A 15,578-nucleotide genomic window follows, 5' to 3' on the forward strand; every position below is an offset into this window, starting at 1 on the left:
CCCCACCGCCGCGGCACATGATCCGCTCAGCGGCGTCGACGCAGCGGCGTCGAGTCAGCGGCGCTGCGCCGCGCGCGCAGCGCGCACGAGCATCGCCTCGAGCGCGAGCACAGGCGGCACGTTCGCCTCGATGCGCTCCCGCGCGATCCGGATGCTGTCGAGCACGTCGATCACGGCGGCGCGCTGCAGGTAGGCGGCCGCGGCGAGCACCGTCGGCCGCATCGCCTCGTTGACGAGATCGCTGCCCACGCCGAGCTGCGTCATGAGGATGTCGCGGTAGAGCGAGAGGAGGTCGACGAGGATGCGGTCGACGCCGTCGCGCATGCCGCGCTTCGCGCGCTGCTTCTGCGCGTCCTCGAGCTCCTTGAGCTGGCGCCGGAGCGCCGGGGGCACGGTGCCGCCCGGCTCGATGCCGAGCTGGTGGAGCGCCTGCGCGCGCTCCGCCTCGTCGCGCTCCGCCGAGAGCGCGTCGGCGTCGGCGGTGGCGATCTCGACGTAGCGGGCGGCCGCGAGCACCGCCGACGCCGCGGTGGAGACGCGCATCGCGATCTGGAGCGTCTCGGCGCGACGAGCGCGCGCCTCCTCGCTCGTCGCCAGCCTGCGCGCCATGCCGATGTGGCTCTGGGCCTCGCGCGCGGCGCGCGCGGCGACCTCGGGGGCGACGCCGTCGCGGTCGATGAGCAGCTGCGCGACCGCTGCCGGGTCGGGCACCTGCAGGGTGAGCGTGCGGACGCGCGAGCGGATCGTCGGCAGCAGGTCGGCCTCGCTCGGCGCGCACAGGATCCACACCGTCTCGGGCGGCGGCTCCTCGAGCGCCTTGAGCAGCGCGTTCGACGTGCGCTCGGCCATCCGGTCGGCGTCCTCGACGACGATCACCCGGTACCGGGCGGTCGACGGCGCGAGCGACGCGCGCTGCACGACGGCGCGGGCCTGCGCGATCGTGATGAGCACGCCCTCTGTCGACAGCGTCACGAGGTCCGGGTGGGTGCGCGCGTCGACGAGCGTGGCGACCCCCTCGTCGATGCCCGTCGGGGGTGACAGCAGCGCGGCGGCGAACGCGTAGGCCAGGTTCGAGCGGCCGGAGCCGGGCGGGCCGGTGAGCAACCAGGCGTGCGTCATGGCCCCCGAGCCGTCGACATCAGGGTCGACGGCGGCGGCCCGCTGCAGCTGTGCGACGGCATCGGCCTGGCCGACGATCGCGTCCCAGCCGCTCGCCATGCGCACCCTCTCGTCCGCGGCCGCCATCGCCCGGTCGATCAGCGGTCCGCGTCGAGCATCGCACGCACGTGCGACACCACGCGCGCGTGCACGTCGGCGGGACTGCCGGATGCGTCGACCACGGCGAAGCGGTCGGGCTCGGCCGCCGCGAGCTCGAGGTAGGCCTGCCGCACGCGGAGCGCGAAGGCCTCCCCCGCCTCCTCGAGGCGGTCGTACGGCGCGTCCTCGCGCGCAGCCATCCGCTCGCGCCCGGCGGCCGGGTCGAGGTCGAGCAGGATCGTGAGGTCGGGCAGCAGGCCGTCGGCCGCCCACAGCGAGAGGTCGCGGATCTGCCCGGCGTCGAGCTCGCGGCCGGCGCCCTGGTAGGCGACGGACGAGTCGAGGTAGCGGTCCTGCAGCACGACCTCGCCGCGCTCGAGCGCCGGGCGCACGAGGGTCGCGACGTGGTGCGCGCGGTCGGCGGCGTAGAGCAGCGCCTCGGCGCGCGGCGCGACGTGGCCCTCGGTGTGCTGCACGAGCCGGCGGATCTCGACGCCCAGCTCGGTGCCGCCCGGCTCGCGGGTGCGCACGACGGTGCGGCCCTCGCCCTCGAGCCACGCCTGCAGCATCCCCGCCTGCGTCGACTTGCCCGAGCCGTCGCCGCCCTCCAGGGTGATGAACGCCCCGGTCACGACGCGTCGGTGGTGGGCGCCGGCTTCGCGGCCGGCTTCTTCGCTGCGGGCTTCTTGGCGGCCGTCGTCTTCGCAGCCGGCTTCTTGGCAGCGGCCGTCGTCTTCGCAGCCGGCTTCTTCGCCGCCGGCTTCTTGGCCGCGGCCTTGCGCACCGGCTTCTTCGCGGGGCCCTTCTCGCGCTTGAGCTGCAGCAGCTCGATCGCGCGCTCGAAGGTGATGCCCTCGACGTCCTCGCCGCGCGGGATCGTCGCGTTCGTCTCGCCGTCGGTGACGTACGGCCCGAACCGGCCGTCGCGCACCTTGACCGGCTTGCCCGAGACGGGGTCGGCGTCGAACTCCTTGAGCGCGGTCGCCGCCTTCCTGGCGCCGTACTTCGGCTGCGCGAACTTCTCGACCGCCTGCTCGAGCGTGATCGAGAAGATCTGGTCCTCCTCGTCGAGCGAGCGCGTGTCCTCGCCCTTCGACAGGAACGGCCCGTAGCGGCCAGGACGCGCGGTGATCTCGACGCCGGACTCCGGGTCGACGCCGACGACGCGCGGCAGGCCGAGCAGCTTGAGCGCGGTCTCGAGGTCGACCGACTCCGGCTCCATCGCCTTGAAGAGGGATGCGCGGCGCGGCTTGGGCGCGGCCTTGCCCTTCTTCGGGGCCACGGGCTTGCCCTCGTCGTCGAGCTCGACGGGCAGCGCCTCCTCGATGTACGGTCCGAAGCGGCCGTTCTTCACGACCACGTCGAGACCCGTCTCGGGGTGCGGGCCGAGGACGCGGTCCTGCACGGGCTCCGCGGCGAACAGCTCCTGAGCCTTCTCGGGCGTCAGCTGGTCCGGGGTCAGGTCCTCGGGGATGTTGGCGCGCTTCGTCTCGCCGTCGGCGTCGGTGCCCTCGAGGTACGGCCCGTACTGGCCCACGCGGAGCGTGACGCCCTCGGCGACCGGGATCGAGTTCACGGCGCGCGCGTCGATGTCGCCGAGATTGGCGACGGTGCTCTGCAGGCCCGGCCGCGCCTCGCTGCCGAAGTAGAAGCGCTGCAGCCACTCCTGGCGGTCGAGCTCGCCGTCGGCGATGCGGTCGAGGTCGGCGAGCATCTCGGCGGTGAAGTCGTAGTCGACGTAGTCGCCGAGGTTGTCCTCGAGCAGCTTGATCGTCGAGAACGCGATCCAGTTCGGCACGAGCGCGCCGCCGCGCTGCGTGACGAAGCCGCGCCGCACGATCGTGTCGATGATCGACGCGTAGGTCGACGGACGGCCGATCTCGAGCTCCTCGAGCGCCTTCACGAGGCTCGCCTCGGTGTAGCGGGGCGGCGGCGTGGTGGCGTGGTCCTTGCGCTCGAGCTCCGCGAGGCCGAGCGGGTCGCCCTGCTTGACCTCCGGCAGCCGCGCGTCGCCGGCCGCGGCGTCGCTCGACGCCTCGTCGGCGTAGCGCGACGCATCCGTCGACTCCTCGTACGCCTGCAGGAAGCCGGGCTCGGTGATGACGGTGCCGGATGCGGTGAACTCGGCGATGCCGCGGGACGTCTTGTCGGACGCGATCGTGATGGTCGCGGTCTGCCCGGTGGCATCGATCATCTGGCTCGCGACGGTGCGCTTCCAGATCAGCTCGTAGAGGCGCTGCTCGTTCGGCGTGAGCGAGCCCTTGACGTCGCTCGGCGTGCGGAAGCGCTCGCCCGAGGGGCGGATAGCCTCGTGCGCCTCCTGCGCCGACTTCGACTTGCCGGCGTAGTGCCGCGCGGCCGCCGGGATCGAGCCGGCGCCGTAGAGGCTCGTCGCCTGCGCCCGGGCGGCCGTGATGGCCTGCGACGAGAGCGAGGGCGAGTCGGTGCGCATATAGGTGATGTAGCCCTGCTCGTACAGCGACTGGGCGACCGACATCGTCTGCTTGGCCGAGAGCTTGAGCTTGCGGCCCGCCTCCTGCTGCAGCGTCGAGGTGGTGAACGGCGCGGAGGGGCGGCGGCGGTAGGGCTTCGACTCGACGCCGGCGACGGCGAACGCGGAGCGCTCGAGCTCGGTCGCGAGCGTCTCTGCGGCCTCCTCGTCGAGCACCGTGCGCACGCCCTTGATCTGGCCGCGGTCGTCGAAGTCGGAGCCGGTCGCCACGCGGGCGCCGTCGAGCCGCACGAGGCGGGCGCCGAAGCGGGTGCCGTCGGCCTCGAACTGCGCGGCGAGGCTCCAGTAGCCAGCGGAGACGAACGCCATGCGCTCGCGCTCCCGGTCGACGATGAGCCGCGCGGTGGGCGACTGCACACGGCCGGCCGAGAGGCCCTGCCGCACCTTGCGCCACAGCACCGGGCTGACCTCGTAGCCGTAGAGGCGGTCGAGGATGCGGCGCGTCTCCTGTGCGTCGACGAGCGGCATGTTGAGCTCGCGCATCGAGTCCTTGGCCTGCTGGATCGCGTCCTCGGTGATCTCGTGGAACACCATCCGGCGCACCGGCACCTTCGGCTTCAGCACCTCGAGCAGGTGCCACGCGATGGCCTCGCCCTCGCGGTCCTCATCCGTCGCGAGGATGAGCTCGTCGGCGTCCTTGAGCGCCTTCTTGAGCTCGGCGACGGTCTTCTTCTTCTCGTCGCTGACGACGTAGTAGGGGGCGAACCCGTTGTCGACGTCGACGGCGAACTTGCCGTACGACCCCTTCTTGAGGTCGGCGGGCAGGTCGCGCGGGCTGACGAGGTCGCGGATGTGGCCGACGGATGCCAGCACCTGGTATCCCTCGCCGAGGTACCGCTCGATCGTCTTTCCCTTCGCGGGGGACTCGACGATGACGAGCTTCTTGCCCATGCTCACGCTCACTGCTTCTTCGTATAGGGGTTCCGGCCCGACCGGGCCATGCCTCGCCACAATACACACGGTGTCATGGTGCGCCCACCGCGGGCGGACCGGCGATCGCGGCCCCGGATGCCGTCAGCGGTCCGATCGGGACGGTGGTCGTCACGCGCGCCTCGAGGCCATCGACGACGCACGCGCCGACCCGCGCACCGCTCGCCGCGGCGACCGCCTGGGCCAGCCCGCACGGGCTGCCGTCGGCATAGCCGGACAGCGCGTCGGCGGCCGCGAGCGCCGCCGCATCGGCCGCCGACGCGGCGCGCGCCTGGGCGATCGAGGCGGTGCCCGCGCCGACGACGAGCAGCGCGAGCAGCACCGCCGCGGTGGCGATCGCGAGCGCGAGCGCCGAACCGGCGCCGCCGTCCCCTCGGAGGTCCAGGCGGCGCTGCGCGGTGCCGTCGAGCGCGCCCGCCGCGCCACCCGCCCAGTGGTCGAGCGCGCGCGCTGCACCGCGTCGAGCGCGGGTCACCGCCCACCGCCGTGCGCGCAGCTGCGGGCGACGAGCGTCAGCGCGCCCGCGAGCGCATCCCGCGACAGCTCGGCGCAGACGAGCTCGCCCTGCCGCTCGATCTGGAGCCGCGCGTGATCCGCGTACGCGGCCGGATCGTCACCGCGTCCCGCGGCTCTCGCAGCGGCGCCCGCGGACTGCTCCAGCGCGACCTGCTCCGCAGCGGCGGCCACGCCGCCGACCGCGAGCCCGATCGCGAGCACCGCGGCCGGCAGCGCCGCGGCGAGCTCGGCCGTCACCGCGCCGAGCTCGCCACGGCTGCTCCCGCTACTGCACGGAGAGCGCACGCTCCACCATGTCGGTGAGCATCCCGCGCACCTCGTCGGAGCGCAGGATCACCACCAGCAGCCCCGCGAACCCGACCGCCGCCATCGTCGCGATGACGTACTCGGCCGTCGCCGCGCCATCCTCCTCGTGCACCAGCCTCTCGAGCATCCGCATGCTCGCCTCCTTCCCTCAGGAGGCCCAGCGTGCGGCACGTCGGCGCTGCCGCGTGCGGGAGCCAGCGCGGCCTGTGGAGGGCGGTGCGCGGACGGACCGGACCGCGGTGGCTCAGCGGCGTCGGCGCTTGGGCTTGCGCGAGGGCTGCCGCTTCCGGGACGTCGGAGGCTTGCGCGCGCGGTCCGTCGCGACGATCGGGTGCGGCGCGCCGCTGCCGGCCGCGAACAGCGCGGCGATCCAGTTGACGATGGCGCTGAAGGGGTTGCGCATCCCTCGACGCTACGAGCGGCGGCTGGATGTGCGCTCGATGGCGCTGAGCCGCCGGCGAACCGGCATGCGACGGCGGAGGGCCGCTCTGCCCGATCGGGCTCGCACCCGGGGCGCTCGCCGCCTCGCTCCCGCGAGTGTCGGGTTCGCGCGCGAGTGTCGCGACACTTGCGCAGCGACTCGACACACGGCGCGGCTGAGCCTTCAGCCGAGGGGCGCGAGCGCCCCCTCGAGCATCGAGACCACGAGCGGCACGACCACGAGCAGCGAGAACGCCGGCAGCACGCAGACGCCGAGCGGCAGCGCGAGCTGCACCGCGGCGCGCTCGGCACGCGCCTCCCCCTCGAGCCGGGCACGCACGCGGGCGGCCGACGCCTCCGCGAGCAGCAGCCCGCGCACCGGTACGCCTGCCCGGCGGGCGAGGTCGAGCGCCGCGTCGACGTCGTCCCAGCCGCTCGACGCGACGCCCGCGTCGATGAGCGCCGCCGCGGCGGCGGTGCGCGCCCGGTCGGCCGCGCCCCCGCCCGCGAGCGCCACCGCCACGAGGTCGAGCGCGATCCCTGGTGCTTCATCGCCCCGTGCGGCGTGCCGCACGATCCCGCGTGACCAGCTCCACGCGGCGACGAGCAGCACGGCTCCCGCCAGCACCGACCAGGTCGCGAGGCCGCCGCCCGCGAGCGCGCCCACCACGTCGAGGCCGAGCGCCGCGCCGAAGCCGAGCCCGACGATCGGCAGCACCATCACGAGCCGCGCCGTCGCCCGGGGTCCCGCGAGCGCCGCATCGAGTGCCCGCGCCTGCGCCGCGCGCTCGCGCAGCATTCCGGCGAGCCGCTCGAGCGTCGGCGCGGTCGGCGCGCCTGTCTGGCGGGCGACGTCGAGCACAGCGGTCACGAGGCCACCGCCCTCGCGCACCGCGCCGATGCGGGCGTCGACCTCGGCGGCATCCGTGCCGAGCATCCGCCACGCGCGGTCGAGCGGCAGTCCGCCCGCCACGAGCGCCGCGAGGCGGTGCACGGTTGCCGCCGCGTCCTCCGTCGCCGTCGCCGCCGACGCGCTCATCGCCGTCGCACCACCAGCCGGTCGTCGTCGAGCGCGAGCTCGCCGACCGCCGCGACGCGCCGCCCGTCGGCGTCGCGCTCGACGTGCAGCACCGCATCGAGCGCGCTCACCGCCTGCCTCGCGAGCGCCGCGGTCGTCAGCCCCGCGAGCGCGCCGAGCGCCTCCAGGCGCGCGGGCACGTCGTCGAGCGAGTTCGCGTGCAGCGTGCCGGCGCCGCCGTCGTGCCCGGTGTTGAGCGCCGCCAGCAGCTCGCGCACCTCGGCGCCGCGGCACTCCCCCAGCACGAGCCGGTCGGGCCGCATCCGCAGCGCCTCGCGCACGAGCTGCTCGAGCCCGACCGCACCTGCACCCTCTGCATTGGCCTGCCGCGCCTCGAGCGCGACGACGTGGGGGTGGCAGATGCGCAGCTCGGCCACGTCCTCGATCGTCACGATCCGCTCGGTGGCGGCCGCAGCCGAGAGCATCGCCCCGAGCAGCGTCGTCTTGCCCGACCCGGCGGCGCCGGTCACGAGCACGTTCGCCCGTCGGGCGACGAGCGCCCGAACGAGGGGCAGCGGCACGACGGCGAACATCCCCGTGCGCTCGAGCTCGTCGAGCGAGAGCGCCCGCACGCGCGGCAGCCGGATCGACAGCTGCGTGCCCGAGACGGCGATCGGCGGCAGCACCGCGTGCACGCGGATGCCGTCGTGCAGCCGCACGTCGACGCACGGCGTCGCCTCGTCGACGTGCCTGCCGCCCGCCGCGACGAGCGCCACCGCGAGCGCCCGCGCGCGCTCCGGCTCCAGGCGCAGGCCGACGCGAGCCGCGCCCCCACCGCGATCCACCCACACCTCGCCACCGGTGACGAACACGTCCGTCACCGCGGCCTCGGCGACGAGCGGGGCGAGCTCGCCGAACTCGCGCAGCGCCGCGCCGTCGGCCGCCGTCCGCGCGGGGCCCGTCGCCGGCGCGCGCGTGGCGCCCGCCACGAACGGGATGCCGGTGGTCGGCGGTGCTGGCATGGGCGCACGGTAGGACGAGGCGCGCGGACGGCGCGCGATCGACGGGTCGACCTGTGGACGGGCAGGGAGGCGGCGCCCGCCTGGGGGGAGGGGGCGCCGCCACAGGGAGGCGGATGGGGGATCCGCCGGTCACCTGCTTGGTCGGCCAGGCCGACGGGGCCCATGCTAGGCGCACGTCCGCGCCCAGCACCGCTGCAACACGATCCGGCTCGCCGTGCTGCCGCCCGAGGACGCACACGCCCGGGCGTGACGAGCCGCGCGCGGCGAGCGCCCTCGCTAGGCTCGGGCTCGACGACGACGTCTGGAGGAATGCCCGTGTCTGACCGCATCGACCACCTGCTCACCGAGACCCGCCGCTTCGCACCGCCGGAGGAGCTGGCCGGTGCGTCGGCGACCTCCGCCGAGCTCTACGAGCAGGCGGGCGCGGACCGGCTCGGCTTCTGGGCGGAGCAGGCCCGCGAGCTGCGGTGGGAGACGCCCTTCACCGAGGTGCTCGACTGGCAGCCGCCGCACGCGCGGTGGTTCCACGACGGCTCGCTCAACGTGGCCGTCAACTGCCTCGACCGCCACGTCGAGGCCGGCAACGGCGACCGCGTCGCGTTCCACTGGGAGGGCGAGCCCGGCGACCGCCGCACGCTCACCTACGCCGACATGACGGCCGAGGTGAAGCGCCTCGCCAACGTGCTGACCTCGCTCGGCGTCACGGCTGGCGACCGCGTCGCGATCTACCTGCCGATGCTGCCCGAGGCGGTCGCGGCGATGCTCGCGTGCGCGCGGATCGGCGCGGTGCACACCGCCGTCTTCGGCGGCTTCAGCCCCTCGAACCTGCGCGGCCGCATCGACGACGCCGGCGCGACGCTCGTCATCACCACCGACGGCGCCTGGCGCAAGGGCAAGGTCTTCCCGCTCAAGCCGACCGTCGACGAGGCGCTCCGCAAGCCCGGCCACGGCGTGACGAACGTGCTCGTCGTGCGCCGCGGCGAGAACGAGATCGACTGGGTCGACGGCCGCGACGTCTGGTACCACGAGGCGATGGCCGACGCCGAGGCCGAGCACGTCGCCGAGGCCTTCCCCGCCGAGCACCCGCTCTTCATCCTCTACACATCGGGTACGACCGGGAAGCCGAAGGGCATCCTCCACACGAGTGCCGGCTACCTCACGCAGACGGCGTTCACGCACCGGCACGTCTTCGACCTCAAGCCCGAGTCGGACGTCTACTGGTGCACCGCCGACATCGGGTGGGTGACGGGCCACAGCTACATCGTCTACGGCCCGATGGCCAACGGCACGACGCAGGTGATGCACGAGGGCACGTTCGACACCCCGACACCCGAGCGGCCGTGGCAGATCATCGAGCGCTACGGCGTGACCGTGTTCTACACGGCGCCCACGGCCATCCGCACGTTCATGAAGCTCGGCCGGCAGCACACGCAGTCGAGCGACCTGTCGAGCCTGCGGGTGCTCGGCACGGTGGGCGAGCCCATCAACCCGGAGGCGTGGATGTGGTACCGCGACGTCGTCGGCGGCGGCACGACACCCGTCATGGACACGTGGTGGCAGACCGAGACGGGCGCGATCATGATCTCGGGTCTCGCGTCGGTGACGACGCTCAAGCCGGGCAGCGCTCAGGTGCCGATCCCCGGCATCGAGATCGACGTCGTCGACGAGGCGGGCGAGCCGGTGGGCGACGGCGACGGGGGCCTCCTCGTCGTGACGAGCCCGTGGCCCTCGATGCTCCGCACCATCTGGGGCGACGACGACCGCTACCGCGAGACCTACTGGCAGAAGTTCGGCGACCGCTACTTCGCCGGTGACGGCGCCCGCAAGGACGACGACGGCGAGATCTGGCTGCTCGGCCGCGTCGACGACGTCATGAACGTGTCGGGGCACCGGCTCTCGACGGCCGAGATCGAGTCGTCGCTCGTCGCGCACGACGGCGTCGCCGAGGCAGCGGTCGTGGGCGCGGCGGACGCCACCACCGGACAGGCGGTCGTCGCGTTCGTGATCCTCAAGCAGTCCGCGTCGCGCGAGAACACCGTCGAGGAGGCGGAGCAGCTGCTGCGCCAGCACGTCGCAACCGACATCGGCGCGATCGCCCGGCCGCGCCAGGTCTTCATCGTGCCGGACCTGCCGAAGACCCGCTCCGGCAAGATCATGCGTCGCCTGCTGCGCGACCTCGCCGAGGGCCGCGACCTCGGCGACACGACGACGCTCGCCGACCAGACGGTCGTCGACGCCATCCGCTCGCAGCTGCGCTAGCCGCCCCCCCGATTCGTCGAACTTCCCTGAACTGCGGGTTCCCGCCCGGATATCCCGGAGTTCGGGGAAGTTCGGCGGACGTGGCGTTCGAGCGGCCGCGACAACGCCGGCGGACCGTCCACAGCGCGCGGGCTTACCCGCACGGCGCCGGAGCCGATACGGGCAGGATGCCGCCGTGGACGACGGATGGGCACTGCCGGACTCGCTGCGCGGGGGGCTCTTCACGAGCGCGGAGGCGCGAGCGGCAGGTGTCGGCGCCGAGCGCCTGAGCAGTCGCCGCACCGTGCGCTTGGCTCGAGACGTGTACGTCGACGCCTCGACGTCGATCGATCTGCGGCAGCGCGCGGCCGCGGCCCTGCGATCCGTCGACGGCAGCGCCTGGCTCAGCCACGCGACCGCCGCTTCGCTCCTCGAATGTCCCCTGCCTCCCCGGCTGCGCGAGCTCGACCGCATCGACGTCACGGTGCCGAGCCCCCAGCACGCCCCGCGCGGCACCGGTCTCCGCGGTCGGCAGCGCGCGCTCGATCCCGGGCAGATCCGCCTGCACGACGGGCTGCGGATGTCGAGCCCCGCCCAGACCTTCGTCGACGGTGCCGACTACCTCGGCTTCGAGGATCTGGTCGCGCTGGGCGACTCGATCGCGAAGGAGCGTTCGCCGCTCGCGACCGTGGCTGAGCTTCGTGCCGCCGTGGCAGCCCATGCCGGCCAGCGAGGCCACCGTCGGCTCCTCGCCGCCGCGCATGCGCTGCATCCGCGAGCGTGGTCGCGCCCGGAGACGATCGTCCGGCTCGGGTTCGAGGCGCTCGGCGTGCCCGAGCCGTGGTGCAACGTGCCCGTCGTGCTCGCCGGCGTCACGCTCGCACCCGACGTCGCCTTCTGGCGCTCCGGCGTACTGATCGAGGTCGAGGGCGACCAGCACCGGACCGACCGGGCGCAATGGCTCACGGACCTCGGCCGCTACAACCTCGTGCAGCGCCTCGGCCTCGAGCAGTACCGAGTGACGGTCGCAACCCCTGCCAAGACCGCCCGCGACCTCGCCCCCATCGCCGAACGGATCCGAGCGCGCCACCGGCCCAACGCCGAACTTCCCCGAATCGCGGGATTCTTCCGCGGAATCCCGGAGTTCGGGGAAGTTCGGTGGTGGGAGCGCTAGGCGAACTCGGCGATGACCTCGACCTCGACGGGGGCGCCGAGCGGCAGTTCGGCGACGCCCACGGCGCTGCGCGCGTGGCGACCCGCGTCGCCGAAGATCTCGCCGAGCAGGTTGCTCGCACCGTTGATGACGCCCGGCTGGCCGTGGAAGCCCTCGGCCGACGCGACGAACCCGACCACCTTGACGATGCGGGTGATGCGGTCGAGCGAGCCGATCTCGGCGTCGATCGCCGCGAGCGCGTTGAGCACGCACTGCCGGGCGTCGGCGGTCGCCTCGTCGGCCGAGACCTCGGCGCCCACCTTGCCGGTGCGCGGCATCGCGCCGTCGACCATGGGCAGCTGGCCGGAGGTGAACACCAGCCGGCCGCTCGAGACCGCGGGCACGTACGACGCGACCGGCGGCACGACGGCGGGCAGCTCGAAGCCGAGCTCCTGCATGCGCTGCGCGATGCTCATGCGGAGGCCTCCACCGGGCGCTTCAGGAACGCGACCAGGCCGCCCTCCGGGCCGTTCGCCACGTGCACGAGCTCCCACCCGTCGCCGCCCCAGGTGTTGAGGATCGCCGTCTCGCGGTGGATGAGGAGCGGCGTGGTCGCGTACTCCCAGGTCGTCTTCGCCATCGGTGTGCTTCCTCTGCCCTCATAGGTTGGTCCCGTACCCTCGTATGCTATGGCCGCCACAAGACACAAGCCAGGAAGCCTGCTGGGCTCGCTCCTCGGGCTCATCGGGTTCAGCGCGATCGCCGGGATCCTGGTCTCCGCGACGCTGACGCCTGCCCTCGCCGTCGCCTCCACCACGGCCAACAGCGGCCTCGACGTCTTCGAGAGCCTGCCCTCCTACGCCCAGATCACCGAGCAGGCCGAGCGCAACCGCATCTACGGCATGCGCGACGGCCAGCCCGTCGAGATCGCCTCGTTCTACGCGCAGGACCGCCAGGTGCTGCAGTGGCAGCAGGTGCCCCGCACCGCGGTCGAGGCGCTCATCGCGGGCGAGGACCGCCGCTTCTACACGCACGGCGGCGTCGACGCCCCGTCGGTCGTGCGAGCTGGACTGTCGCAGCTCGGCTTCGGCGGCGACTCCGGCGCCTCGACGCTCACGATGCAGCTCGTGCGCCAGCAGATCGCGATGGATGCGTTCATCCGCGGCGACCAGGAGACCTACGAGCAGCAGTACGAGGCGAGCTACCAGCGCAAGCTGGCCGAGATGCGCCTCGCGATCGGGCTCGAGCAGCGGTACACGAAGAACGAGATCGTGCTCGCCTACCTGAACATCGCCAACTTCGGCGGCAACGTCTACGGCATCGAGGCCGGCGCGCAGCGCATCTTCGGCAAGCCGGCGTCCGAGCTCTCGATCGGCGAGTCGGCCGCCCTCATCGCGACGGTGCAGAACCCGTCGACCCGCAACCTCTTCAGCGCCGACAACTTCGCGCGCAACCAGGAGCGGCGCGACTTCATCATCAGCTCGATGGCGGCCGAGGGCTACATCACCGCGGAGCAGCGCGACGAGGCGCTCGCGATCCCGGTCGACGAGGCCTTCGTCAACATCCAGCCGCCGAACAACGGCTGCATCGCCGGCTACGACTCGGCCCGCTTCTTCTGCGACTACGTGCAGCGCGTGCTGCAGACCGACCAGGTCGACGGCCACCACATCCTCGGAGCGACGCCCGAGGACAACGCGGCCGCGCTCTTCCAGGGCGGCTACCAGATCTACACGTCGATCGACCTGAACCTCAACGACGCCGTGCAGGCGATGGTGGATGCGAACGTGCCGAACGACGAGACCCGCTGGCAGTCGGGCGCGGCGGTGACGCAGCTCGAGGTCGGCACCGGACGCATCCTCACGATGGTGCAGAACAAGGACTACTTCCCCACCGAGGATGCGCCGCCCACCGCGACGAGCGTCAACTTCAACGCCGACTACGCGCACGGCAGGTCGGGTGGCTTCCAGCCCGGCTCCGGGTTCAAGATCTTCACCCTCGCGCAGTGGGTGATCGACGGCCACTCGGTGAACGAGCAGCTCGACGCCACGCGCGAGAAGTGGCCGCAAGGCTCCTTCACCGCGTCGTGCACCGGGCTCGTCTCCGAGGAGTGGGACCCGCAGAACAACGAGGGCCAGGAGTACACGCGCATGACGCCGACCGAGATCATGGTGAACTCGGTCAACACCGGCATCGCGCGCATGGCGAGCGAGATGGACCTCTGCGACATCCACGACACCGCCGAGCGCATGGGCACGACGCCCGCGAACGGCGGCGACTGGGAGATCTTCGCGCCTGCCGTGATCGGCTCCGGCTCGAACGTGACGCCCATGGGCATGGCAGAGGCCTTCGCGACCATCGCGAACGGCGGCATCCACTGCGAGCCGACCGCGATCGACCGCATCGTCGCGCGCGACGGCTCCGAGGTGCAGCCGCCCGCGCAGCAGTGCCAGCAGGCGATCACGCCCGAGGTGGCATCGGTGCTGCAGCTCACGCTCGAGACGGTCACCCAGCGCAACCCGCTGAACAACCCGGCCGGCGCGACGCCGGTCATCTCGAAGACCGGCACGTCGAACGGGGTCGTGCAGACGTGGGTCAACGGTGCGAGCCCGACCATCGCCACCTCGGTGTGGGTCGGCAACATCGTCGGCAACTACTCGCTGCAGCCGCGCTGGAACATCCGGTCGACGCTCTTCCGCGGCGCGATGGAGGAGGCGATGGCCCGCTACCCCGGCGGTGAGTTCCTGACGCCCGACGCCGAGACGGTGCGCGGCAGCGCGAGCGAGCTGCCGAACGTCGCGGGCCAGTCCGCGGCCGACGCGCAGGCGTCGCTCGAGGCGCTCGGCTTCACCGTGCAGGTCGCGAACCCGATCGACGGGCTGCAGGCCGAGGGGCTCGTGGAGTACACCGCGCCGGGTGCCGGCTCGCTCGTGACCACGGCGACGCCGATCATCATCTACCCGTCGAACGGCGCGCTCGCGGCCGGTGCCGGTGAGACCGAGGCGCCTGCCGACCCGAACGCGCAGACCTGGCCGAACCTCGTCGCGCAGTCCCTCACGGATGCGCGGGCGACGCTCTCCGGCGCCGGGTTCGATCCCGCGAACCTGCAGGTCTCGTGGCAGGACTACGGCGAGGAGTTCCTCTGCCAGGTGCTGGCGCAGAACCCCGAGCCCGAGACCGCCGGCGCACCCGGCGACCCGATCTCGGTCGTGGTCGGCACGAACGCCTCCGGGGGCGACCCTGGCTGCTAGCGCGCGGGCGCTCAGCGCTGTCGCCGGCGGTGTGCTCGCCGCCGGCGCGGCGGTGGCCGCCTACGCGACCGCCATCGAGCCGCGCGCCTTCCGCATCCGCACCGAGGAGCTGCGGGTGCTGCCCGTGGGCGCTCGGCCGATCTCGGTGCTGCACCTCGCCGACATCCACCTCGCCCCGTGGCAGGAGACGAAGCTCGACTGGCTCGAGGGCCTGCGCAGCCTGGAGCCCGACCTCATCGTCAACACCGGCGACAGCCTCGGGCACCGCGCCGCGCTGCCCGCGCTCACGGAGGCGCTGCGCGTCTTCGACGGCGTGCCCGGCTACTTCGTGCACGGCTCGAACGACGTGTACGGGCCCGTGCTGAAGAACCCGCTGCGCTACTTCGGCGGCCCCTCGAAGCTCGCGTCCGCGGGCGACGTGGAGCGGCTCGACACGGCGGGCCTCGAGCGCGCCTACGAGGGCTTCGGCTGGCTCGACCTCAACAACACCGCGCGCGCGATCGAGGTGCGCGGCACCACGATCGCCGCCTTCGGCGTGGCCGACGCGCACCGCCACTGGGATCGGCTCGACGAGACCGAGGCTGCCATCTCGCGGATGCGCAAGGCGCTCGGCGACGCGCCGCGCGTCACGCTCGGCGTCACCCACGCGCCGTACCGGCGGATCCTCGACGCGTTCGTCGACCTCGGCGCGGATGCGATCCTCGCCGGCCACACGCACGGCGGCCAGGTGCGCGTGCCGGGCGGGCACGCGCTCGTCACGAACTGCGACATCCCGCGGGACCAGGCATCCGGTCTCAGCACGTGGTCGCACGACGGTCGCTCGGCGCCGCTCAACGTCTCGCAGGGCATCGGCTCGTCGATCTTCGCGCCGTTCCGACTGGGGACACCGCCGGAAGCGGTCGTCGTGTCGCTCCTGCCCCGCTCGATCGGGTAGACTGGCGAGGTTGCAAAGTCGGAG

General features: G+C 73.2%; 15 protein-coding genes. 4 read left to right on the forward strand and 11 right to left on the reverse strand.

The genetic code is table 11. The features are described from left to right. Window positions 1-54: 54 nt before the first annotated feature. The 9 genes from ACVWW9_RS02390 to ACVWW9_RS02430 form a co-directional block, all read right to left on the reverse strand. Window positions 55-1,218 carry a DNA polymerase III subunit delta' gene (locus ACVWW9_RS02390; RefSeq protein WP_456514232.1) on the reverse strand — a complete coding sequence of 388 codons (1,164 nt, stop codon included), beginning with the start codon at window positions 1,216-1,218 and terminating at the stop codon, window positions 55-57. Between the two features lie 38 nt (window positions 1,219-1,256). Beyond that, a complete protein-coding gene (gene tmk, locus ACVWW9_RS02395; RefSeq protein ID WP_456514233.1) occupies window positions 1,257-1,889 on the reverse strand; it encodes a dTMP kinase in 633 nt (210 codons plus the stop codon). After that, window positions 1,886-4,660 (reverse strand): type I DNA topoisomerase, encoded by a 2,775-nt coding sequence (gene topA / locus ACVWW9_RS02400; protein WP_456515395.1) that lies wholly within the window; start codon window positions 4,658-4,660, stop codon window positions 1,886-1,888. The genes tmk and topA overlap by 4 nt, the downstream gene beginning before the upstream one ends. Before the next feature lie 73 nt (window positions 4,661-4,733). Beyond that, window positions 4,734-5,174, reverse strand: a complete 441-nt coding sequence (locus ACVWW9_RS02405; RefSeq protein ID WP_456514234.1) for an Rv3654c family TadE-like protein — start codon at window positions 5,172-5,174, stop codon at window positions 4,734-4,736. Next, window positions 5,171-5,452 (reverse strand): hypothetical protein, encoded by a 282-nt coding sequence (locus ACVWW9_RS02410; protein WP_354258892.1) that lies wholly within the window; start codon window positions 5,450-5,452, stop codon window positions 5,171-5,173. The genes ACVWW9_RS02405 and ACVWW9_RS02410 overlap by 4 nt, the downstream gene beginning before the upstream one ends. A gap of 28 nt (window positions 5,453-5,480) precedes the next feature. Then, window positions 5,481-5,654: a DUF4244 domain-containing protein gene (locus ACVWW9_RS02415; protein WP_123696144.1), complete on the reverse strand. Its 174-nt coding sequence runs from the start codon at window positions 5,652-5,654 to the stop codon at window positions 5,481-5,483. A 111-nt stretch (window positions 5,655-5,765) separates the two neighbouring features. Next, window positions 5,766-5,924, reverse strand: a complete 159-nt coding sequence (locus tag ACVWW9_RS02420; protein WP_456514235.1) for a hypothetical protein — start codon at window positions 5,922-5,924, stop codon at window positions 5,766-5,768. Window positions 5,925-6,125: 201 nt separating this feature from the next. Beyond that, window positions 6,126-6,980: a type II secretion system F family protein gene (locus tag ACVWW9_RS02425; RefSeq protein WP_456514236.1), complete on the reverse strand. Its 855-nt coding sequence runs from the start codon at window positions 6,978-6,980 to the stop codon at window positions 6,126-6,128. Next, the gene (locus ACVWW9_RS02430) at window positions 6,977-7,981 is read right to left on the reverse strand and encodes a TadA family conjugal transfer-associated ATPase (protein ID WP_456514237.1); all 1,005 of its coding nucleotides are present in this window, start codon (window positions 7,979-7,981) and stop codon (window positions 6,977-6,979) included. The genes ACVWW9_RS02425 and ACVWW9_RS02430 overlap by 4 nt, the downstream gene beginning before the upstream one ends. A gap of 315 nt (window positions 7,982-8,296) precedes the next feature. Here ACVWW9_RS02430 and acs point away from each other — a divergent pair, with 315 nt between their 5' ends. Both acs and ACVWW9_RS02440 read left to right on the forward strand, forming a co-directional pair. Next, a complete protein-coding gene (gene acs, locus ACVWW9_RS02435; protein ID WP_456514238.1) occupies window positions 8,297-10,240 on the forward strand; it encodes an acetate--CoA ligase in 1,944 nt (647 codons plus the stop codon). 175 nt (window positions 10,241-10,415) lie between these two features. After that, on the forward strand, window positions 10,416-11,393 hold the full coding sequence (locus tag ACVWW9_RS02440) for a hypothetical protein (protein WP_456514239.1): 978 nt from the start codon (window positions 10,416-10,418) through the stop codon (window positions 11,391-11,393). Here the strand turns inward: ACVWW9_RS02440 and ACVWW9_RS02445 are convergent. Continuing rightward, window positions 11,390-11,848 (reverse strand): RidA family protein, encoded by a 459-nt coding sequence (locus tag ACVWW9_RS02445; protein ID WP_456514240.1) that lies wholly within the window; start codon window positions 11,846-11,848, stop codon window positions 11,390-11,392. The two genes, ACVWW9_RS02440 and ACVWW9_RS02445, sit on opposite strands and share 4 nt — an antisense overlap. Beyond that, the gene (locus ACVWW9_RS02450) at window positions 11,845-12,012 is read right to left on the reverse strand and encodes a hypothetical protein (RefSeq protein WP_343920604.1); all 168 of its coding nucleotides are present in this window, start codon (window positions 12,010-12,012) and stop codon (window positions 11,845-11,847) included. Before ACVWW9_RS02450 ends, ACVWW9_RS02445 begins: the two co-directional genes overlap by 4 nt. Window positions 12,013-12,061: 49 nt before the next feature. Between ACVWW9_RS02450 and ACVWW9_RS02455 the strand changes: the two genes are divergently transcribed. Further along, the gene (locus ACVWW9_RS02455) at window positions 12,062-14,620 is read left to right on the forward strand and encodes a transglycosylase domain-containing protein (protein WP_456514241.1); all 2,559 of its coding nucleotides are present in this window, start codon (window positions 12,062-12,064) and stop codon (window positions 14,618-14,620) included. After that, entirely contained in the window at window positions 14,610-15,554 is a 945-nt protein-coding gene (locus ACVWW9_RS02460) for a metallophosphoesterase (protein ID WP_456515396.1), read from the forward strand. Before ACVWW9_RS02455 ends, ACVWW9_RS02460 begins: the two co-directional genes overlap by 11 nt. The last annotated feature ends 24 nt before the right edge of the window (window positions 15,555-15,578 follow it).

The organism is Agrococcus sp. UYP33, assembly GCF_054060915.1.